Origin of the sequence: Morganella sp. BCCO 40_0007 (assembly GCF_032989665.1) — a bacterium.
Lineage (GTDB): Bacteria > Pseudomonadota > Gammaproteobacteria > Enterobacterales > Enterobacteriaceae > Morganella > Morganella sibonii.
On record NZ_JAVBIN010000002.1, the window covers coordinates 328,821 to 349,223 of the forward strand.

20 protein-coding genes are annotated in these 20,403 nt (G+C 52.3%); 6 read left to right on the top strand and 14 right to left on the bottom strand.

Features of this window, described 5'->3' with window-relative positions:
* Positions 1-11 precede the first annotated feature (11 nt).
* From bioD to bioB, 4 genes are read right to left on the bottom strand one after another with little or no spacing between them, the layout of a single operon-like run.
* Complete coding sequence (gene bioD, locus R5268_RS03565) at positions 12-695, bottom strand: dethiobiotin synthase (protein WP_317418658.1); 684 nt, start codon at positions 693-695, stop codon at positions 12-14.
* Positions 682-1,476, bottom strand: coding sequence for a malonyl-ACP O-methyltransferase BioC (bioC, locus tag R5268_RS03570; RefSeq protein WP_317418657.1), 795 nt, complete (start codon positions 1,474-1,476; stop codon positions 682-684). The genes bioD and bioC overlap by 14 nt, the downstream gene beginning before the upstream one ends.
* Entirely contained in the window at positions 1,442-2,614 is a 1,173-nt protein-coding gene (gene bioF, locus R5268_RS03575; protein WP_218427719.1) for an 8-amino-7-oxononanoate synthase, read from the bottom strand. The genes bioC and bioF overlap by 35 nt, the downstream gene beginning before the upstream one ends.
* Before the next feature lie 8 nt (positions 2,615-2,622).
* Positions 2,623-3,660: a biotin synthase BioB gene (bioB, locus tag R5268_RS03580; RefSeq protein ID WP_107678139.1), complete on the bottom strand. Its 1,038-nt coding sequence runs from the start codon at positions 3,658-3,660 to the stop codon at positions 2,623-2,625.
* An 86-nt stretch (positions 3,661-3,746) separates the two neighbouring features.
* On the opposite strand from bioB, the gene bioA reads away from it, so the two are divergent.
* Positions 3,747-5,051, top strand: a complete 1,305-nt coding sequence (gene bioA, locus R5268_RS03585) for an adenosylmethionine--8-amino-7-oxononanoate transaminase (protein WP_317418655.1) — start codon at positions 3,747-3,749, stop codon at positions 5,049-5,051.
* Between the two features lie 177 nt (positions 5,052-5,228).
* Here bioA and pgl read toward each other — a convergent pair whose 3' ends face one another.
* Positions 5,229-6,218 carry a 6-phosphogluconolactonase gene (gene pgl, locus R5268_RS03590; protein ID WP_317418654.1) on the bottom strand — a complete coding sequence of 330 codons (990 nt, stop codon included), beginning with the start codon at positions 6,216-6,218 and terminating at the stop codon, positions 5,229-5,231.
* Between the two features lie 222 nt (positions 6,219-6,440).
* Between pgl and R5268_RS03595 the strand changes: the two genes are divergently transcribed.
* A complete protein-coding gene (locus R5268_RS03595; RefSeq protein WP_107678136.1) occupies positions 6,441-7,262 on the top strand; it encodes a pyridoxal phosphatase in 822 nt (273 codons plus the stop codon).
* Between the two features lie 85 nt (positions 7,263-7,347).
* Here R5268_RS03595 and R5268_RS03600 read toward each other — a convergent pair whose 3' ends face one another.
* The 6 genes from R5268_RS03600 to R5268_RS03625 all read right to left on the bottom strand — a co-directional run bounded on the left by R5268_RS03600 (position 7,348) and on the right by R5268_RS03625 (position 11,477).
* Positions 7,348-7,704 carry a hypothetical protein gene (locus R5268_RS03600; RefSeq protein WP_046893734.1) on the bottom strand — a complete coding sequence of 119 codons (357 nt, stop codon included), beginning with the start codon at positions 7,702-7,704 and terminating at the stop codon, positions 7,348-7,350.
* Positions 7,705-7,898: 194 nt separating this feature from the next.
* Complete coding sequence (modC, locus tag R5268_RS03605; protein WP_218455220.1) at positions 7,899-8,966, bottom strand: molybdenum ABC transporter ATP-binding protein ModC; 1,068 nt, start codon at positions 8,964-8,966, stop codon at positions 7,899-7,901.
* On the bottom strand, positions 8,960-9,655 hold the full coding sequence (modB, locus tag R5268_RS03610) for a molybdate ABC transporter permease subunit (RefSeq protein ID WP_046893732.1): 696 nt from the start codon (positions 9,653-9,655) through the stop codon (positions 8,960-8,962). Before modB ends, modC begins: the two co-directional genes overlap by 7 nt.
* 23 nt (positions 9,656-9,678) lie before the next feature.
* Positions 9,679-10,449, bottom strand: a complete 771-nt coding sequence (gene modA, locus R5268_RS03615) for a molybdate ABC transporter substrate-binding protein (protein WP_112550842.1) — start codon at positions 10,447-10,449, stop codon at positions 9,679-9,681.
* 195 nt (positions 10,450-10,644) lie between these two features.
* A complete protein-coding gene (locus R5268_RS03620) occupies positions 10,645-10,785 on the bottom strand; it encodes an AcrZ family multidrug efflux pump-associated protein (protein WP_107678135.1) in 141 nt (46 codons plus the stop codon).
* A 113-nt stretch (positions 10,786-10,898) separates the two neighbouring features.
* A complete protein-coding gene (locus tag R5268_RS03625; RefSeq protein ID WP_317418653.1) occupies positions 10,899-11,477 on the bottom strand; it encodes a hypothetical protein in 579 nt (192 codons plus the stop codon).
* 199 nt (positions 11,478-11,676) lie between these two features.
* Here R5268_RS03625 and modE point away from each other — a divergent pair, with 199 nt between their 5' ends.
* On the top strand, positions 11,677-12,462 hold the full coding sequence (modE, locus tag R5268_RS03630; protein WP_317418652.1) for a molybdenum-dependent transcriptional regulator: 786 nt from the start codon (positions 11,677-11,679) through the stop codon (positions 12,460-12,462).
* Between the two features lie 53 nt (positions 12,463-12,515).
* Here modE and R5268_RS03635 read toward each other — a convergent pair whose 3' ends face one another.
* On the bottom strand, positions 12,516-14,468 hold the full coding sequence (locus tag R5268_RS03635) for a bifunctional 2',3'-cyclic-nucleotide 2'-phosphodiesterase/3'-nucleotidase (RefSeq protein ID WP_317418651.1): 1,953 nt from the start codon (positions 14,466-14,468) through the stop codon (positions 12,516-12,518).
* 204 nt (positions 14,469-14,672) lie between these two features.
* On the opposite strand from R5268_RS03635, the gene modF reads away from it, so the two are divergent.
* The 3 genes from modF to gpmA all read left to right on the top strand — a co-directional run bounded on the left by modF (position 14,673) and on the right by gpmA (position 18,120).
* Positions 14,673-16,124, top strand: coding sequence for a molybdate ABC transporter ATP-binding protein ModF (gene modF / locus R5268_RS03640; protein WP_317418650.1), 1,452 nt, complete (start codon positions 14,673-14,675; stop codon positions 16,122-16,124).
* Positions 16,125-16,311: 187 nt separating this feature from the next.
* A complete protein-coding gene (locus R5268_RS03645; protein WP_218455215.1) occupies positions 16,312-17,130 on the top strand; it encodes a CPBP family intramembrane glutamic endopeptidase in 819 nt (272 codons plus the stop codon).
* A 237-nt stretch (positions 17,131-17,367) separates the two neighbouring features.
* A complete protein-coding gene (gene gpmA, locus R5268_RS03650) occupies positions 17,368-18,120 on the top strand; it encodes a 2,3-diphosphoglycerate-dependent phosphoglycerate mutase (RefSeq protein WP_046893725.1) in 753 nt (250 codons plus the stop codon).
* Positions 18,121-18,213: 93 nt separating this feature from the next.
* Here gpmA and aroG read toward each other — a convergent pair whose 3' ends face one another.
* Positions 18,214-19,266 carry a 3-deoxy-7-phosphoheptulonate synthase AroG gene (gene aroG / locus R5268_RS03655; RefSeq protein WP_317418649.1) on the bottom strand — a complete coding sequence of 351 codons (1,053 nt, stop codon included), beginning with the start codon at positions 19,264-19,266 and terminating at the stop codon, positions 18,214-18,216.
* Positions 19,267-19,464: 198 nt separating this feature from the next.
* Positions 19,465-20,394 carry a DUF808 domain-containing protein gene (locus R5268_RS03660; RefSeq protein WP_317418648.1) on the bottom strand — a complete coding sequence of 310 codons (930 nt, stop codon included), beginning with the start codon at positions 20,392-20,394 and terminating at the stop codon, positions 19,465-19,467.
* Between the last annotated feature and the right edge of the window lie 9 nt (positions 20,395-20,403).

Consider the following 20,403-nt stretch of genomic DNA (forward strand, 5'->3'; position numbering starts at 1 on the left):
CGGGGGCAGGATCAGTGTGCGGAAACCGGCAGAGAAAGATAACCGGATAAGTCCTGATTCAGCGGATCCGGCAGATGGGGAAGCACACCCAGACACGGTGCCGGGATCAGATTACTGAGTGTCGCCAGATACGCCTGCTGCCACAGTCCCGGCGGCGTGACCTCATTAGCCACCCAGCCCGCCAGCGGCAACCCGGCCTGCTGTATCGCCATCACCGTCAGCAGCGCGTGATTAATACAGCCGAGCTTCACACCAACGACCAGGATCACCGGCATCTGCATGTGTGCCGCCCAGTCCGCATAAGTTTGTGTGGCCGACAGCGGGGTAAACCATCCGCCCGCTCCCTCGGTCAGCACCCAGTCAGCCTGCTGATTCAGCGCATGCAGCCCGTCAGTCATCACTTCAAATTCCAGCGGGGTTTGTGTCAGTTCGCTGACAATGTGCGGCGAGGTCGGCTCGGCAAAGGTATACGGATTGATCTGTGCGTAGCTGACCGGCGGCACCGTATGCCGCCACAGTGCCAGTGCATCGCTGTTGCGCAGGCCGTCCTCTGTCATCTCACTGCCCGAGGCCACCGGTTTATATCCGGCACAACGGAAACCGGCGTTGCGGGCGGTCTGCAACAGGGCGCAACTGACCACGGTTTTACCGGCATCCGTATCGGTGCCGGTTAAAAACCAGTTATTTTTCAACATGAATGACTCCGTACTGAATAAGATAGCTGAGCGGAAACCGCCCGTTTTCGGCGGGGTAATGATCTGCCAGCTGAATGAGTTTATTGCGTGTCATCAGCCCGGCAGCACGCCCCTGATGAACATGGGTGGCGCCGATCCCCTTAAGGGAGTGCAGCAGCGCGGGCAGAGAGCCGAAAGAAAGCCGGTAACAGACCTCTGACAACACGTGCCGGTAAGGCTGACAGGCAGCAGAAACGTCCTCCCGGCTGAGAAAACCGTTGGCGTGACGGTTGCTGTCCACCCGGGCAAACGCCTGATTCAGTTCATCCAGCGACCCGCTGAGTAACGTGGAGAACGCCACCACACCACCGGGCCGGGTCACCCGTACCAGTCCGGCCAGAGCAGCCGCCAGGGAATCACACCATTGCACCGCCAGATTGCTGAAACAGAAATCAAACTGACTATCCGCAAAAGGCAGTTGTTCGATATCCCCCTGCACATAGCGGGTTGCCCGCTGCTGTTCCGCTGCATGCGCCAGCATTGCCGGAGAGAGATCAAAGGCCGTCACACTGCGGCATTCCGCTTTCCATTGTTCACTGAAGAATCCGGTACCGCATCCGGCATCCAGCCCCTGCAGTTCAGACACGATTTGCCCGGAAAGTGCCTGAGTGGTCAGCTGACGCAGATGATGGCCGGTTTTCTGCTGAAGATGTGCAACTGAGTCATATTGCTCTGCGGCACGCCCGAAAGCGGCAGCAACGGCAGCTTTATTCACCGGGGCGGTAGTGACGGCAGAATGCATCCAGCGCCTCCGTAAGCTGTGTGATATCGTCGCGGTGATGTGCACTGGTCAGCGTGATACGCAGACGGGCGGTATTCGGCGGCACGGTCGGCGGGCGGATCGCTTTCACCCACAGGCCGCGCTCCTGTAAATAGTGCGACAGCGCCAGCGCAGTACGGTTATCCCCTGCGATCAGCGGCTGGATCGCCGAGGCGGACGGCAGTAATTGCAGCGGCAGATGCGCCACCTGCTGACGGAAGAGACGGATATTCTCCGCCAGTTTGTCACGCAGTCCGTCACCATTGCGGATTGCCTGTACCGCAGCCTGAATGGCACACGCCTGCGCGGCCGGGAATGTGGTGCTGTAGATAAGATGACGGGCATATTGCGTCAGGTAATCCGCCGTCTGTGCATCGCACAGCACTGCCGCACCGCTGACTCCGGCCGCTTTGCCGAAGGTGACAACCTGAATATCCGGGTGTATTCCCGCCGCATCACAGCTGCCCCGCCCCTCACGGCCGCAGACACCAATGCCGTGCGCATCATCCGCCATCAGCCGGGCGTTATGCTGCCGGGTGAGCGGCAGGATCGCCGCCAGCGGCGCGGCATCACCGTCCATACTGAAGATCCCCTCGGTGACCACCAGGGTTTTGCCGGTGCTGTTTTCAGTCCGGCTCAGACGAGTGCTCAGATGAGCAGTATCGTTATGATGAAAACGGCTGAATTCAGCAGGTGAATGTATCGCCGCTTCCATAATGGAGGCGTGAGCGAGTTTATCGCAGATAAGATGATCACCGCGCTGCATCAGTGCCGTGATCACCGCCTGATTAGCACTGAAACCGGAAACAAATAAGATCGCGCGATCAAACCCGAGCCACTCTGCCAGCATCTGTTCCAGATCCCGGTGAGCCGACGTGTAACCGGTGACATGACCGGAGCCGCCACTGCCCACGCCGTATTGTTCAGTGCCGTCACACCAGGCGCGGATCACCGCCGGATGGCGGCTGAGGCCGAGATAATCATTGCCGGAGAAATTCACGGCGCGTCTGCCGTTAATCAGGAGAGTACGTCCGTCCGCGCCGTCATTGGCGTCACGGCGGCGCACAGCATCCTGTTCCTGCGCCTGTTTCAGGCGCTCAGAAAGAAAAGTCTGCCACATGGTCCGGCTCACAGGGCTGCGTTATAGAATTTTTCGTCGTCACTGTGGCTGATGGCATCCAGCAAATAATCTGTCTGCTCATTATCCCCTTGAGTAACGTGGATCGCTTCACGTTTGATTCCCAGTTTTTTAAACAGTGCGATATCGGTATTTTCTTCCGGGTTAGTGGTGGTGAGCAGTTTGCAACCGTAAAAAATGGAGTTCGCACCCGCCATAAAGCAAAGCGCCTGGGTCTGTTCATTCATCATTTCACGCCCGGCGGAGAGGCGCACATGAGATGTTGGCATCATAATGCGGGCCACCGCAATGGTGCGGACGAAATCAAACGGATCGACTTCCTCATTATCCTCAAACGGCGTGCCTTTGATTTTCGCCAGCATGTTGATCGGCACACTTTCCGGAGCTTTCGGCAAATTCGCCAGCTGTACCAGCATCGCCGCACGGTCACGCACCGCCTCACCCAGCCCCAGAATTCCGCCGGAACACACTTTGATCCCCGCATCACGCACATTATCGAGGGTATCGAGCCTGTCCTGATAGGTCCGGGTGGTCACAATCGAGCCGTAAAATTCCGGCGAAGTATCGAGGTTGTGGTTGTAATAATCCAGACCCGCTTTGGCAAGACGTTCCGCCTGTGAACTGTTCAGCATACCGAGTGTCATGCAGGTTTCCATACCCAGCGCCCGTACTTCTTTCACCATGGTTTCCAGATACGGCATATCGCGCTCATGCGGATTCTTCCACGCCGCCCCCATACAGAACCGGGTCGAACCGGCCGCCCGCGCCTTACGCGCTGTCTCCACCACCTGCTGAACTTCCATCAGACGCTCTTTTTCCAGCCCGGTCTTGTATCGCGCACTCTGTGCACAGTATTTACAATCTTCCGGACACGCACCGGTTTTGATAGAAAGCAGCGTGCTGATTTGCACCTGCTGCGGGTCAAAATGCTGGCGATGTATGGTCTGAGCTTCAAACAAAAGTTCAAAAAAAGGTTTTTCAAACAATGCGTTGGCTTCTTTTAATGTCCACTGACGACCTTGACTCATAACTGTAACTCCCGATAAAAAAGTGTTGCCAGTTTAAATATCAGCATTATCATGTCAACTTTATTTGCATTGAAATGGTTTACATAATGGCTTTTTCAGGGAATATTTCAGATCACACCTTTTCGGCTGATGATGCGGATTTTGACCGCCGCCACATCTGGCATCCTTATACATCAATGACTCAGCCACTTTCGGTCTATCCGGTCGTCTCCGCTCAGGGGGCTGTCCTGACACTCGCTGACGGCCGCGAACTGGTTGACGGTATGTCCTCCTGGTGGGCGGCCATCCACGGCTACAATCATCCGGTACTGAATGCCGCAGTCACAAAGCAGCTGTCGCAGATGTCACATGTGATGTTCGGCGGCATCACTCATCCGTCAGCTGTTGCACTGTGCCGCCGCCTGGTAACAATCACCCCGGCCCCGCTGGAGTGTGTGTTTCTTGCCGATTCCGGCTCTGTGGCGGTGGAAGTGGCACTGAAAATGGCGCTGCAATACTGGCAGGCCCGCGGTGAGAAGCGTCACCGGATCATCACGCCGCGTCACGGCTACCACGGCGATACATTCGGTGCGATGTCAGTGTGTGATCCGCAAAACTCCATGCACTCTCTCTGGCAGGGCTATCTGCCGGATCACCTGTTTGCGGATGCGCCGCAGTGCGGATTTGATGAGGAATGGCGGCCGGATGATCTCCGCTCCGTGGAAACGCTGCTGGAACAACATCATCATGAAGTCGCGGCCGTGATCCTGGAACCGGTTGTTCAGGGTGCAGGCGGGATGCGCTTTTACCATCCTGAATATCTGAAAGGGGTAAGATCACTGTGTGATCACTACAATGTCCTGCTGATTTGCGATGAGATCGCCACCGGATTCGGTCGTACCGGTAAGTTATTTGCCTGCGAACACGCAGAAATATCACCGGATATCATGTGTCTCGGAAAAGCGATTACCGGTGGTTATATGACCCTCTCGGCCACGCTCACCACCCGTCATATTGCGGACACCATCAGTCAGGGGGACGCAGGCTGCTTTATGCACGGCCCGACCTTTATGGGGAATCCGCTGGCCTGTGCCACCGCCGTGGCGAGTATTGATCTGTTGTTGTCCGGAGACTGGGTGGCGCGCGTGAAGGAGATCGAAACACAACTGAAAACCGCCCTGCTGCCGCTGAAATCCCGCCGCGGCGTCTGGGATGCCCGGGTGCTCGGCACCATTGGTGTTATTGAAACGGAAGAGCCGGTGAATATGGCAGAATTGCAGCGCCGTTTTGTTGACGCAGGCGTATGGATACGCCCGTTCGGACGACTGATTTATATTATGCCGCCATACATTATTACCGGTGCGCAACTGGAAAAACTGACACAGGCGATCGATAAGGTGACGGCAGGATAAAAAGCAGGCTGCTGATATCAGCACCGGAGAAGCGCTGATAACGGGCAAAAACGAAAAGCCGCTGTGAATACCTCCCTGTACGCTCAGGCGCGTCATCCCTGACGCGCATGCTTTTCGTTTCGCCTGCCCGTTATCGCTTATTACCTGACCGGCAAACTCTGTATTGAAAAAAATGAATTATTTCAGCGTCAGCACCGCCACCCACATCGGCCCCTGTCCTGCCGGATAGCGGTTGATAAAGTGCAGTTCGCCGGTAATCGCATCAATATGGGAAACCGCAACATGATGAGAAAGTTGTCCGGTTGAGATCAGAAAACGCCCGCTGTTATCCACCGCAAAACCGCGCGGCTGAGTTTCTGTCGGATAACGTCCTGCCAGTTGCAGATGGCCGCCGTCATCAGACACCCGGTAGTGATTAATCACACTTGATGCCCGCTCGCAGGCATAGAGGTGATGCCCGTCCGGTGTGATATGAATATCAGCTGCCCAGCGGCGCCCTGAATAATCATCCGCCATCATATCGACAGACTGAATTTCACGGACTTTCACCCATTCACGGTAAACATTGATGGTCGCATTTAATTCATTCAAGCAATACGCCACATGTTTTTCCGGATGAAACGCCATATGGCGCGGCCCGGCACCGGCAGCAACGGTCAGCATATCGGCATGGCGTTCAGTTAAGCGCCCGTCGTCACCGATAGTATAAGCACGGATATGATCTTCCCCGAGGCACGGCACAAACAGTGTACGGCCATCCTGCGCAATATTGGCGGAATGCGGATTTCTTAATCCCTCAATCACCTGTACAGCACGGGCAGGAAGACCGTTATCGCAGATCGGCAGCACCGCCAGATTACCCTGATGATAAGACGCGGCATACAGTGTACGCCCGGCATTATCAAGGGTGATATACGCGGCAGTGCCCGGGAGCGGCGTCAGACCGGTTTGCGTCAGCTTGCCGTCTGCGGCAATTTCATACGTGACCACCGCATTGCCCGGTTTTACCGCAGCATAAAGATGACGGCCATCCGGCGCGGTGATCAGCGGCTGCACCTGATCAGGCGTTGATACTGTCTGTAACAGTGACATCTCACCGCGTTCATTCATCTGCCAGACATGAATCTGATGACTTTCCGTACTGGCAACATAAACCACCTGCTTCATTCGCGCTCCTTAATATCATCACTTACCCGTTTGATTTTTAACAGGTAATGTAAGCATTTCTGTATAATAATACCGCACTTAGCGTTTATCGCGAAACAATTAACATGCTATATTACCAGTTATCGCCGCCCGGAATCATTCAGGATGCCGTCAGGGTGCAATAATATTCCCTGATGCCCGCTGTTATTCCGGTTCTGACACTCATACAAGGGGCTTCCTGTTATGTCTTACCGCGTCCTCGCATTTGATCTCGATGGTACACTTCTCGATCCGGATAAACATATTTTACAGGAGTCGCTGGATGCCATCCGCGAAGCCCGCCGTGCCGGGGTACAGGTGCTGATTGTCACCGGCCGTCATCACGTTGCTATCCATCCGTTTTATCAGACATTGCAGCTGGATACACCGGCTATCTGCTGTAACGGTACCTATCTGTACGACTATCCGGGGAAAAAAGTACTTTCCGCCGATCCGATGAGTATCAGTGAATCCCGTCAGTTGCTGGAACGTCTGGCACAGACGGATATCGAACATCTGATGTATATCTCTGATGCCATGCTGTATCACACTGACAGCAGCACCATTGAGCGGACACTGAACTGGTCTGCGTCCCTGCCTGAACACCAGCGCCCGGTGATGCGTAAAGTGGATAACTTCCTTGATGAAGTTGAGCGCGCTGACACTATCTGGAAATTCGCCACCTGCTCAGACGATCTGAACAAACTGCGCGAATTTACCGATGCCGTGGAAGCGGATATGGGGCTGTCCTGCGAGTGGTCGTGGGTAAACCAGGTTGATATCGCCCGCAAAGGTAACAGCAAAGGCCGCCGTTTGCAGGAATGGGTGGAATCTCAGGGAATGTCGATGAAAGATGTGATGGCATTTGGTGATAACCACAATGATATCAGCATGCTTTCTTCTGCCGGCCTCGGAGTGGCAATGGGCAATGCTGCGGACGAAGTCAAAGCACATGCCGACCTGATTATCCCGGATAATACCCAGCCGGGTATTGCACAGGCGATCCGCCGCCATATTCTCAGCTGATAAATGCAGTGTTCTGAACTATAAAAAATGCCTTTTAATAAAGGCATTTTTTTATTATTTTCCGCTGACCAGAGAATAAAACCTGTTATTTATACTTATCAAAACTCCAGTTATTTTTTGGTTTTTCTGCCGGGTTCTGATTCGGGAATTTATCATTTTCAACAATCAGCAGTAATTTAGAGCCGTCATAAGTATAACCACCCTCCGCATACTGATACGGAAAACTTTCTGTCGCCACCACTTTATATCCCATACTCAGCAGTTCCGGGATGCGCATTCCACCCTGTGAGCCGTCAGTGGTACCGATACACCAGACTTTTAAGTTTTCGATTTCAACATCTTTCACTTTTTTCAGATAGGTGTAACACATCACCTGATTTGCGGCCAGCGCCTGACCGCCGGAGAAAATACCCAGTAATAAAAAGAGAAGTGCTTTTTTCATTGTATCCCTCTGACTCAGTGGTTTTTATGCAATAACGCACGTCTTACACTTATTTCCGTGTGCGGAGAATATTATATGATAATGCGGGGTCAGTGATGAACCGGCGATAATATATATCGCCGGTGCAGCGGAAGGGCAATCAGAATAATATGAATGCCCCTTTTATTAATGAAAAGTACGTATATTCAGACAGGTTATAATTCGCGGCTCAGTGACACACTTTTTACCTGTGCGTACACCCATTGCCCGGGTTTAAGCTGCAAATCATCCCGCGCCCAGCCGGTAATCCGCGCCCAGAGGAAATGATTGCCGACCGCCAGTCTCACATCGGTCTGACCGTTGTCGCCATCATACATTTCCGTGATTTTTGCCCGTAATATATTGCGGATACTGCTGCTTTTCGGTTTTTCCAGCGCGATTGACACATCATCCGCACTGACCCGTACCCGCACCGGTGTGTCACGTTCACCGGCGATATGCGGCACCCACAGCACCTGGTCACCGATAGCGGCGGCAGTCATCGCATAGCGGTCATGGTGCTCAAGCACCGTAACACTTAATACGCTTGAGAGGCTTTCCTGTGTGAGCCACGGACGCAGTGCCGCCCCTGCCCATACTTCTTCCAGCGGCCCTTGTGCCAGAATACGGCCTTTCTCCAGAATCACCACATCTTCCGCCAGCCGCAGGATTTCATCCAGACTGTGACTGACATAAAGGATCGGAATACTGATATCCTGCGCCATCTTTTCCAGATACGGCAACAGTTCGCGTTTGCGCGGCAGATCCAGAGACGCCAGCGGTTCATCCATCAGCAGGATATCCGGCGCAGTCAGCAATGCACGGCCAATCGCCACCCGTTGTTTTTCCCCGCCTGAGAGAGTTATCGGCAGGCGGTTCAGCAGATGCCCGATACCCAGCAGTTCCACAATACTGTCAAACTGATCTTCCATTTCCCGCGCCATGCCATAGCGCAGATTGCCTCTTATCCGGTAATGAGGAAACAGACGCGCATCCTGGAAAACATAGCCGATTTTGCGCTTTTCCGGCGGCAGACAGATACGTTTTTCAATATTAACCAGTGTGTGACCGTTAAGCTCAATCCGCCCTTTCTGCGGCTTTGTCAGCCCGCCGATCACATTAATAAAGGAGGTTTTCCCGGCCCCTGAAAGCCCGAAGACCGCGGTAATACGATCACTGGCCAGCTCCGTATTGATGACCATCGATAAATCACCGAGCTGCTGTTCGAAATCAAGCACTAACATACGGCAACCCCCAGACGTTTACGTCCCCAGCGGGTCAGCCATTCCGAGGCCAGCAGTGAGGCCAGTGCCAGAATAATCGCGATAATACAGAGCCGTGCCGCGTCCATTTCCGCCCCCGGTGTTTCAAGCAGAGAGTACATGGCCAGCGGGATAGTCCGGGTTTCCCCCGGGATATTTGAAACAAAGGTGATTGTCGCGCCGAATTCACCCAGTGAGCGGGCAAATGCCAGCACGGTGCCGACAATAATTCCCGGCAGAGATAACGGCAGTGTGATGGTGAAAAAGACCCGCAACGGAGAAGCACCAAGTGTCCGTGCTGCCTGCTCCAGGCGCATATCCACCGCCTCCAGTGCCAGGCGGATCGCCCGCACCATCAGCGGAAATGCCACCACTGCAGCAGCCAGCGCGGCACCGCGCCAGCTGAAGGTAAAACTGAAGCCGAACCAGTTATAGAGCCACTCACCGATAATACCTTTGCGGCCCATGCTGATCAGCAGCAGATAACCCACTACCACCGGCGGTAACACCAGCGGTAAGTGGATAAGACTGTCCAGCAGCGACTTGCCCGGAAAACGGCAGCGCACCAGTACCCATGCCATCAGTATGCCGAACGGCAGACTGACTGCCACGGCAACCGTTGATACTTTCAGGCTGAGGATGACCGCCTGCCATTCATACTCATTCAACATCGCTGTCTGTTAGTCCTTACTTATTACAGAGGGCTGAAACCGTAACGTTTGAAGATTTCTTTTGCTTCCGGTGTCTGCAGATAATCATAGAAACCTTTAACACCGGCATTATTGCGATCTTTCAGGATAGCAATCGGGTATTCAACCGGTTTATGGGTATCCGCCGGGAAAATGCCGACCACTTTCACTTTATCACTGGCAACCGCGTCAGAGCCGTACACGATACCCAGCGGCGCTTCGCCGCGCTCCACCAGCGCCATGCCGCTGCGCACATTATTAGTACGGGCCAGCATCGGATCAACCACTTTCCAGGCACCCAGGTTTTCCAGGGCTTCCTGTGCATAAATACCGACCGGCACATGATCAGGATCGCCGACAGCCAGACGGCCGCCATCCAGTAATTTAACCCAGTCAGTCTGCTTATTAATATCGACTTTATCAATCTTGCTGTCTTTCGCGGCAATCAGCACCAGCTCATTACCCAGCAGGGTTTTACGGGTGTCATTGATGATCAGATTTTTTTCCTGAGCATAATCCATCCATTTCTGGTCAGCAGAGATAAAGATATCTGCCGGAGCGCCATTTTCAATCTGACGGGCCAGCGTGGAAGAAGAGGCATAAGACGCAACAACTTCCCCCTTTTTCTCCTGCTTATATTTTGCCGAGATTTCATCAACGGCATTTGTCAGCGATGCCGCCGCAAAGACGGTCACTTTTTCAGCGGCCCATGCCTGACCCATGACAGCAGCAGAGATAACAACACCGGCCAATAACTTACTGAACTGTTTTTTCATTTTTTCCACCAGGATAGATTAGGATTAACCCGTTGTATATAACAAGATACAGCGAAAAATGAAAGGAGGTTTATCCCACTATCGTCAGTTAAGCGGAAAACACTATAAAATGGGGGGATTACATCGGGAGTGAGCGGGAAAACAAAAGCAAAGACGGATCACCTGCACAGGCAGGTGATCCTGAATACAGGATAATCAGTGCTGTTTTTCGTGGCGATCGCCTTTTGAAATCAGGTTGAAAATCTCACCTAATCCCCAGATCAGAGCCGCCAGGCCTGCCATGACAACAGGAACCATTAACAGTGCAAAACCTAAACTTTTAATTAACTCAAACATAGCACTTCATCTCTTTATATCAGGCGAAAGAATATTCAGCATGACAATAATAGCGTCATATTGCCCGCTATTCTATATAAATCACGCAGCCGAAAGCATAGCGATTCGTGCGGTCAGGTCTGCATAAAATAAACAACAGCCACAATCACTGCCGCCAGGATAAGAAAACCGACCACCTTTCCGGCACCGCCCGGTTTTTCCACAATATCACCACTGCGCGGTGAGACAGGCGCAGACGGGGATTGTGCAGGTGTTTCACCCTCTTCATCTTCGCGGTAAAGCTCCTGAATATAGAGAAACATCGTTTTCATAAACTGACTGTTCAGTGGCAGGGTCTGACCATCCTCACCAATGATGCACAGTGTAAAATCAATTTTTCTGCTCAGTCCCAGTAAAAAAGCACCCGGCAGCCAGGTATACTCCCGCTCACCGCAAGCGATCTCTTCCGCAACTTTTGCCGGAGCTTCATGACCGCCGTCATCACGCATATAAACAAGCAGCAACGGCTCTTCATCATCTTCGCCCTGCGTGAACGCCAGACCAATTTGGCCGCCACTTTCCTGATCCTGAGATTCAGCCCAGAATGCCTGCTCTGCCAGCATGCGGGCAAATGCTTCTGTTTCAGTACCTTCCCCTTCCGGTTCCGGGGAATCTTTGACTGCCTGATGAAGACGGAATAATACATTCTGCATGAAATAATCTCTGGCTGATAATTAATAGCTATACCATACCTGTTTTTATCCGGCTCACAAATTATTAAGTGAAATGTAACCGCCATATTGGCAGATGAAAAAAAACCGCAGTTTGCTACACTAACCGGAAAGCAACGCCGCACCGGGCGGAGAAACTGCGCCGGTGATTCTGTCTGATTAATATACGGGGTATTTTCCGTTGGATATTTTATTAACACTGAAATCAGAAGGTCATTTATTTGCCGATCCGCGGCGGATTTCCTTACTCAAGCAGGTCAAAGCTACCGGCTCCATCAGTCAGGGGGCAAAACTTGCCGGTATAAGCTATAAAAGCGCCTGGGATGCCATCAATGAAATGAACCAGCTTGCCGAGGAAACCATAGTTGACCGGGCGACCGGCGGCAAAGGCGGCGGCGGCGCGACACTGACGCGCTATGGTGAGCGCTTACTTCAGCTTTATGATTTGCTGGCACAAATCCAGCAGAAAGCGTTTGATGTCCTCAAAGAGGATTCACTGCCGCTCGACAGCCTGCTGGCAGCTATCTCCCGCTTCTCATTGCAGACCAGTGCCCGTAACCAGTTCTTCGGCACTATCATGTCACGCAACCATACCCATGTGCAGCAGCATGTTAACGTTCTGCTGGCAGATAAAAAAACGGAGCTGGCCGTCGCACTGACCGAACAAAGCGCCAACCGGCTGGGGTTATCCGTAGGTAAAGAAGTACTCACTCTGATTAAAGCGCCGTGGGTGAAAATCAGTAAATCCGCCGGAAACGATACAGACTATGACAACCGCCTGAGCGGTCATATCTGTTCCGTTGCCAGAGGCGCGGAAAACAGTGAAGTGATGGTGACGCTGACCGGCGGCGCACAGTTATGCGCAACGGTGGATAATCAGGATGCTGATAATCAGCAGCTGAAAGACGGTGATAAGGTCACCGCGCTGTTTAATGCAGACCAGGTCATTATTGCGACGTTGTGCTGATAAAAGAAACGGATCAAAGCCGCCGCGGACGGCGGCTTTTCGTCAGTAACTGCTTACTTCGCTGTTAAATCAACCTGATAAACAGCAAAGCCTACATCATCAGTGCCAACCCGCGTCATCGGATAACGTGCATTTTCTTCAATAAACTGCGTGGCTTTTTCACCCGGTGAGGTTTCAAAGCGGATATCCAATTTTTTATCCGTTTTCACCGGCACAAATGTCCAGTTCTGCTCTGCCCTGGCCGATACCCCGCCTTTCTCTTTGGTTTCTGCCGCAATATAACCTGCCAGCACACTGCGGTTTTCATCCGGTGAGGCAAACGCAATATGTTTATCGCCGGTACCGGCAAATTTTCCGCCGTAAGCACGGTAGTTATTGGTGGCAACCAGGAAGACTGCTTTCGGATCAATCGGTTTACCCTGATAAGTCACATTTTTGATGCGGTTAGCCTGCGGATTAACGGTCTGGCAGTCCACATCATATTTTGCCGGTTGGGTCAGGTCTATCTGGTAATTGACCCCGGAAATAGTATCAAAATTATAGGTTCTGAAACCATCCCAGTTAACCAGGCTCTGCGGTGCTTCAGACTGCGGATCAATCTGATTAAACATCCCGGCGGAGCACTCCAGCCATTCTGTGACTTCCGCACCGGTCGCTTTTACCACCACCAGCGTATTCGGGTAGAGATAGAGATCGGCCGCGTTGCGGAACGTCATATCGCCTTTTTCCACCTCGACAAAATCTGCCGGAGCATTTTTGCGTCCGCCCACTTTAAACGGCGCGGCGGCTGATAATACCGGCAAATCCGCCAGATCCGGATCACCCTGAATAAAGCGGAGGGTATAATCTGTCTGCGCGTTATTAACAATCTGCACTGTCGGGTCGCTCTGCAACAGAGCGAGATAGCTGTACATATTATCCGGTGATTTACCAATCAGTTTACCGACAAAGGCCCGGGTCGCATTGTGCTGCTCATCAATCACGGAAGCCAGCTTGTCATCCCGCGCCACCAGCGGCTTTTTATTGATCTTGTCATAAACCGGACGTGCCTGTGATTTGGCATCCGCCACTTTCCATGCGCCGTCATCATTATTCAGTACCAGATCGACCACACCGAGGTGATCACCCCACTGGCCCGGCATCACCGCCGGAATACCGTTAACGGTTCCCTGCTCAATATTAACGCCTTTGATATCCGCAAAATCTTTACCCGGAAATACGCCGTGCGAGTGACCGAACATAATGGCATTAATACCCGGGACTTCACTGAGATAATACACCGAGTTCTCTGCCATCGCTTTATACGGCTCCTGAGAAAAACCGGAGTGCGGAATAGCGACAATTAAATCAGCACCTTCTGCTTTCATTTGAGGTACAAATTTTTTCGCGGTTTCCGTAATATCATTAACGCGGACTTTTCCTTCCAGATTGGCTTTATCCCAGATAAGGATCTGCGGCGGTACAAAACCGATATAACCGATTTTAATCACATGCTCTTTGCCGTCGCGATCTTTGACCGGGGTATCGACGATAATATAAGGCGTAAACAGATTCTTACCGGTTTTTTCATCAATAATATTGGCGTTTACATACGGGAAATCCGCACCGGCAATGGCTTTTTGCAGATAATCCAGGCCAAAGTTAAATTCATGGTTACCAAAATTACCAACGGTATAGCCCATGGTATTCATTAACTTGTGTGCCGGATGCGCCTCACCGTCATTCAGTCCTTTACTGACCATATAATCGGCCAGCGGGCTGCCCTGAATTAAATCTCCGTTATCCACTAATACCGCATTGGTGACTTCACCTTTTGCCGCTTTAATTAACGCGGCGGTGCGGACTAAACCGAACTGATCTGTCGGTTTATCTTTGAAATAATCAAAATCAATTAAGTTACTGTGAATATCCGAGGTTTCCATCACCCGCAGATCGACTGTCGCGGCATTAACCGTTCCGCTGATCAGTAATGCCAGTACCGAATATTTTAATCCTGTTCTCACCATAACACCCTCTTCCGTTTAATTTCCGTGATGCCGTGATTTCTGTGCTAAAAAGTATAACAAAAACAGCAGACTGAATAATGACGTTTCTGTGAAGCAGATCTTCTTTTCATGATACGGAATGTAACACCGGAGCCATATCTTGACATCGCTGCCGGTTCCGCTTATTTCTGGGGAATAATTAAACTAATAATAAGGCTGCTCACTATGGCATACCTGCATATCACACAAGGGATTTTCCGGTTAAGCGCGGATAAACAGCTGTCTGTTCCGTCATTACAGCTGGACACCGGGCAGCATCATGCCTTTATCGGCACCAACGGCAGCGGAAAATCTGCCCTTGCCCGTGCACTGGTGCAGGAACTGCCGCTGCTTTCCGGGGAGATGAGCACCACTTTCCGCCGTCCGGTTCTGGTCGCGTTTGAAAAATTGCAGGCGCTGATTGATGAAGAATGGAACCTCAATAATACTGACCTGATTGACGGCGATGACACCGATAACGGGCGTACCACCGCCGATATTATTCAGGCGGAATACCGTGATAATGAACGCTGTCTGCAACTGGCGGCGCAGTTCGGTATTTCTGATCGCCTGTCACGCCGTTTTAAATACCTTTCCACCGGCGAAACCCGCAAAGCCCTGCTGTGTCAGGCACTGATGACAGAGCCGGATCTGCTGGTACTGGATGAGCCTTATGACGGACTGGATGCTGACTCCCGCCGCATGCTCAGTGAGATGCTGGCAGAACTTGCGGCAGACGGACTGACCGTTATTCTGATCCTCAACCGTTTCAGTGATATTCCGGACTTTATCACCCGTGCCGGGCTGCTGACAGAATGTGTGCTGGCACCGGCGGACACCTTGTCCGCACTGTTACAGGCACAACTGGCCCGCAGTGAGCAGACAGAACATCTGACACTGCCGGAGCGGGATGACCCGGCCGCAGAACTCCTTGCCCCGGATATTCCGCGGGTGATCCTCAATCACGGTTGCGTCAGTTATAACGACAAACCTATTCTGCATGATCTGACCTGGCGGGTGCTGCCCGGCGAGCACTGGCAAATTACCGGCGAAAACGGCGCAGGCAAATCCACACTGCTCAGTCTTATCACCGGTGACCATCCTCAGGGCTACAGTAATGACCTGACGCTGTTCGGCCGCCGCCGCGGCAGTGGTGAAACCGTGTGGGATATCAAACGGCATATCGGGTATGTCAGCAACAGCATCCACCTCAGTTATCGTGTGAATATCAGCGTGCGTAACACGCTGATTTCCGGTTTTTTTGATTCTGTCGGACTTTATCAGAAACCCTCCGACCGGCAGGTAAAACTGGCGGATGAATGGCTGGCACTGCTCGGCCTTAAAGCTTACCGCGACGCGCCGTTTCACAGCCTGTCATGGGGACAGCAGCGGCTGATACTGATTGCCAGAGCGCTGGTGAAACATCCGGCACTTCTGATCCTTGATGAGCCGTTACAGGGGCTGGATACACTCAATCGCCTGCTGGTACTGCGTTTTATCGATATTATGATAAGCCGCGGTGATACGCAGTTGCTGTTTGTCAGTCATCACAGTGAAGATACCCCGGCCTGTATCAACCGGCGGCTGGCGTTTATTCCTGATAACGGTAGTTATCGTTACGAAATCAATGAGTTGTAACCAGATTATCAAACGGCTGTTTTACTTTTTTATTTCACCGGAAACAGCCGTTATTTTCTGAATGTATTCAGTTTGTTATTAAGAATAATCTTATTATCCATTATTATCTGTCCGCTTTTTTTACTGGTGCATCGCGCACTTCTCTTTTACCCTGCGTCCTCCTTTTCTGATTTTCTGACACGATCCCATGACCTGGCTTTTACTTGCATTATCTCTGCTGTTATTACAATTTCACCGGACGCTGTCACTGGCAGTGCTTCTGACCGCCACCATCAGTGCCCTGTTCACCGGCGTGATGGATTGGCACGCCCTGCTCACACTGTGGTTTGTGATCCTGCTGGCTGTTGCCCGGCCTTATACCGCACCGCGCTCATGGCCGCGTGCGCTGGTGACACTCATGGTGCTCACCGTTGCACTGGGGCTGGCTTTTCATCTGCTGCCGGGATTTCATAACCTGCGCTGGATGCCGCCGGAAGCCGCCGGGCCGCACAGTCCGCCGTATTCATTCTGGCTGAATGCCGATAAAGCCCTGCTTCCGTTTGTTCTGCTGATTATCATTCCGCAGTTATTCGTCACCGCCCCGCTGCGTCCGGCGACCCGTCTGCGCTGGCTGCTGCTGGTTCTTGCGGTGCCTGCTTTGCTGTTACTGGCAACGGCCCTTGGCGGGCTGGGATTTGAGCCGCATCTGCCTGAGTGGCTGCCGGTGTTTATCATGACGAATCTGCTGTTTGTTTCGCTGGCGGAGGAAGCCCTGTTCCGCGGGACTATCCAGCAGGTACTTTCCCGTTATCTGCCGCCGTATGCCGCCCTGCTGATCACCGCCGCCGTTTTCGGACTGGCGCATCTTGCCGGGGGGCCGCTGCTGGTGGTATTTGCCGGTCTGGCGGGTGTTATCTACGGGCTTGCCTGGATGTGGAGCGGCCGGTTGTGGGTCGCAACCGCATTTCACTTCGGTCTGAACCTCTGTCATCTGCTGTTTTTTACCTGGCCGTTTAAGGTGGCGTAAAAAACTGTTTTTTTCTGTGTATCACACTTTGCATAAACATTTATAGCGGAATCGATTCAGTTTTAGTGTACACTATCCGGTAAACAGGACGGAATTGATGCTTTACGCACACGCTCGGGCGGAAATACCTGTACGGAAAGTTTGCCGAAAGGCGCCGGTGACCAATATAATGGACAATGTGCCGGGTCTGTTTCAATTCTGAAACCCCCTATCTGAAACACAACAGGAGTTTACGCTATGGCAGTAACTAAACTGGTGCTTGTACGTCACGGTGAAAGTGAGTGGAACAAAGAGAACCGCTTTACCGGCTGGACTGATGTTGAGTTATCTGAAAAAGGCCGTGCTGAAGCACAAGAGGCTGGTCAGTTACTCAAAAAAGAAGGCTTCTCTTTTGATTTCGCCTATACCTCTGTACTGAAACGCGCTATTCACACGCTGTGGAATATCCTGGATCAGGTAAACCAGCAGTGGCTGCCGGTTGAAAAAAGCTGGAAACTGAACGAGCGTCATTACGGTGCGCTCCAGGGTCTGGATAAAGCAGAAACCGCAGCAAAATACGGTGACGAGCAGGTCAAACTGTGGCGTCGTGGTTTTGCTGTCACCCCGCCGGCACTGGAAAAAAGTGATGAGCGTTTCCCGGGCCACGACCCGCGTTATGCAAAACTGGCTGAAAGTGAACTGCCTGCAACAGAAAGCCTGGCGATCACCATCGACCGCGTTGTGCCTTACTGGACTGATGTTATCAAACCACGCGTTGCTTCCGGCGAGAAAGTGATCATCGCCGCACACGGTAACTCCCTGCGTGCACTGGTAAAATACCTGGATAACATGGGTGAGGATGAGATCCTCGAACTGAATATCCCGACCGCTGTGCCGCTGGTGTATGAGTTTGATGAAAACATGAAACCATTGCGCCGCTACTACCTGGGTGACCAGGATGCGATTGCTGCCAAAGCCGCTGCGGTTGCCAACCAGGGTAAAGCGAAGTAATCCGCTTTCTCCGGTGAAAAAAAACCCTGACATTGTCAGGGTTGAGATTGCTGACAAAGCAGGATAAAACGTGGTTTTTCCTGCTTTGTGTTATCAGCCGCGGCGGGCTTTTACCGCATCAGAGAGCTGACGCAGCAGTGTCTCCGTATCTTCCCAGCCGATGCAGGCATCTGTCACGCTCTTGCCGTACACTAATGGTGCATCGCCTTCCAGATTCTGATTTCCTTCCTCAAGGTGGCTTTCCACCATCACGCCCATAATGGCTTTTTCACCACCGGCGATCTGCTGTGCCACATCGGTACTCACATCCATCTGACGCTTGTACTGTTTGCTGCTGTTGGCGTGGCTGAAATCTATCATGATGCGTGGTGCCAGACCGGCCTGTGCCAGCCCGTCTTTTACCGCACTGACATCTTCCGCGCTGTAGTTCGGCTTTTTACCGCCGCGCAGAATGATATGGCAATCGCCGTTACCGGTCGTATTCACAATGGCCGAGTGTCCCCACTTGGTCACGGACAGAAAACAGTGCGGTGATCCCGCAGCATTAATGGCGTCGATCGCCACTTTGATAGTACCGTCTGTGCCGTTTTTAAATCCGACCGGGCAGGACAACCCGGAGGCCAGCTCGCGGTGTACCTGGGATTCGGTAGTACGTGCGCCGATAGCGCCCCAGCTCATCAGATCCGCCAGATACTGCGGTGTGATCATATCCAGGAACTCGCCGGCAGCCGGCAGCCCTTTATCATTGATGTCCAGCAGCAGTTTACGCGCAATACGCAGACCATCATTGATAGCGAAGGAGTGATCAAGGTGCGGGTCGTTAATCAGCCCTTTCCAGCCGACTGTGGTGCGCGGTTTTTCAAAATAGACGCGCATAACGATTTCCAGCTCACCTTTCAGTGTGTTGCGCAGTGCCAGCAGGCGATTAGCATATTCAACCGCTGCTTTCGGATCGTGAATTGAGCACGGCCCGATAACGACCAGCAGGCGGTCATCCCGGCCTTCCAGGATTTCGTGGATTGCATGACGGGTGCGGCGAACGGTGTCTGCGGCAGTTTCAGTCGCGGGAAACGACTCTAATAACGCCACTGGTGGTAATAATTCCCGAATTTCTTTTATTTTTACATCATCGTTCTGATAGTTCATAACCCGTCTCTTCCGGTGTCCTGTTTCGTTATTGTCGTTATTTTAATCTAACTGCTTGTCAACAAGCTGTAAACAATTAGCTGCCACCGGAATTGAAATTAATTTTTCGCCCCGAAAATATTCAGATCAGCAGGACAAATTGTTATGAATCAGATGGAAAACAGCGGCTTCATCAGCCGCTGCCTGTGAGAGGGGTGTTTATGCCGTTAATCCTGTTTTAATACGTTTAATCACAGTAAACAGGAGGACAATCACCAGACCGGCGACGAGGCCAAACAACAGATTAGCAACCGGCGGTGTCATAAAATGCAGCACGCCGCCAAATGCCGGTACCAGCGCACTCTGCTGAGCCAGGTTCTCAATCAGATTATGGATCAGCGGAATACCGTGTGTCAGAATACCGCCGCCGACCATAAACATGGCGGCAGTCCCTACCACTGACAAGGTTTTCATTAAATACGGCGTGGCGTGGATCAGGCCGTCACCCAGCTTTTTCAGCAGCGCGGCTGATTTCTTTTGCAGGTAAAATCCCAGGTCATCAAGTTTGACAATACCGGCCACCAGACCGTATACCCCGATAGTCATAACCACTGCAATCAGTGACAGCACCACCAGCTGATTAATAAAGGGAGATGTGGCAACAATCCCGAGTGTGATCGCAATAATTTCCGCTGATAATACAAAATCGGTGCGGATGGCCCCTTTGACTTTGCGCTTTTCAAATGCGGCCAGTTCTTCCGGCGTCTGAAGATCTTCCGCCGGTGCCGTTTCACCGGATTCCCCCTCTGCTTTATGCAGAAATTTATGTGCCAGTTTTTCAGCACCTTCAAAACAGAGAAACGCCCCACCGACCATCAGCAGCGGTGTGACCGCCCAGGGGGCAAAGGCATTGATCAGCAGTGCCAGCGGCACCAGAATCAGCTTATTGAGAAAAGAGCCTTTCGCCACCGCCCAGACCACCGGGATCTCGCGTTCTGCACGAACCCCGGCCACCTGCTGCGCATTCAGCGCCAGATCGTCCCCCAGCACCCCGGACGTCTTTTTGGCGGCCATTTTGGTCATCACGGAGATATCATCCAGTACAGTTGCGATATCATCGAGTAGTGCGAGTAAGCTGCCACCGGCCACAGGAATTTC

What these genes read in the sequence shown, in the direction of transcription:
- modA (WP_112550842.1), bottom strand. Translation starts at nt 10,449, where the DNA reads ATGAAAAAACAGTTCAGTAAGTTATTGGCCGGTGTTGTTATCTCTGCT.
- R5268_RS03635 (WP_317418651.1), bottom strand. Translation starts at nt 14,468, where the DNA reads ATGGTGAGAACAGGATTAAAATATTCGGTACTGGCATTACTGATCAGC.
- pgl (WP_317418654.1), bottom strand. Translation starts at nt 6,218, where the DNA reads ATGAAGCAGGTGGTTTATGTTGCCAGTACGGAAAGTCATCAGATTCAT.
- modC (WP_218455220.1), bottom strand. Translation starts at nt 8,966, where the DNA reads ATGTTAGTGCTTGATTTCGAACAGCAGCTCGGTGATTTATCGATGGTC.
- bioC (WP_317418657.1), bottom strand. Translation starts at nt 1,476, where the DNA reads ATGCATTCTGCCGTCACTACCGCCCCGGTGAATAAAGCTGCCGTTGCT.
- bioB (WP_107678139.1), bottom strand. Translation starts at nt 3,660, where the DNA reads ATGAGTCAAGGTCGTCAGTGGACATTAAAAGAAGCCAACGCATTGTTT.
- modB (WP_046893732.1), bottom strand. Translation starts at nt 9,655, where the DNA reads ATGTTGAATGAGTATGAATGGCAGGCGGTCATCCTCAGCCTGAAAGTA.
- R5268_RS03595 (WP_107678136.1), top strand. Translation starts at nt 6,441, where the DNA reads ATGTCTTACCGCGTCCTCGCATTTGATCTCGATGGTACACTTCTCGAT.
- modF (WP_317418650.1), top strand. Translation starts at nt 14,673, where the DNA reads ATGGCATACCTGCATATCACACAAGGGATTTTCCGGTTAAGCGCGGAT.
- R5268_RS03600 (WP_046893734.1), bottom strand. Translation starts at nt 7,704, where the DNA reads ATGAAAAAAGCACTTCTCTTTTTATTACTGGGTATTTTCTCCGGCGGT.
- R5268_RS03625 (WP_317418653.1), bottom strand. Translation starts at nt 11,477, where the DNA reads ATGCAGAATGTATTATTCCGTCTTCATCAGGCAGTCAAAGATTCCCCG.
- aroG (WP_317418649.1), bottom strand. Translation starts at nt 19,266, where the DNA reads ATGAACTATCAGAACGATGATGTAAAAATAAAAGAAATTCGGGAATTA.
- bioA (WP_317418655.1), top strand. Translation starts at nt 3,747, where the DNA reads ATGGCTTTTTCAGGGAATATTTCAGATCACACCTTTTCGGCTGATGAT.
- bioF (WP_218427719.1), bottom strand. Translation starts at nt 2,614, where the DNA reads ATGTGGCAGACTTTTCTTTCTGAGCGCCTGAAACAGGCGCAGGAACAG.
- R5268_RS03645 (WP_218455215.1), top strand. Translation starts at nt 16,312, where the DNA reads ATGACCTGGCTTTTACTTGCATTATCTCTGCTGTTATTACAATTTCAC.
- bioD (WP_317418658.1), bottom strand. Translation starts at nt 695, where the DNA reads ATGTTGAAAAATAACTGGTTTTTAACCGGCACCGATACGGATGCCGGT.
- R5268_RS03620 (WP_107678135.1), bottom strand. Translation starts at nt 10,785, where the DNA reads ATGTTTGAGTTAATTAAAAGTTTAGGTTTTGCACTGTTAATGGTTCCT.
- gpmA (WP_046893725.1), top strand. Translation starts at nt 17,368, where the DNA reads ATGGCAGTAACTAAACTGGTGCTTGTACGTCACGGTGAAAGTGAGTGG.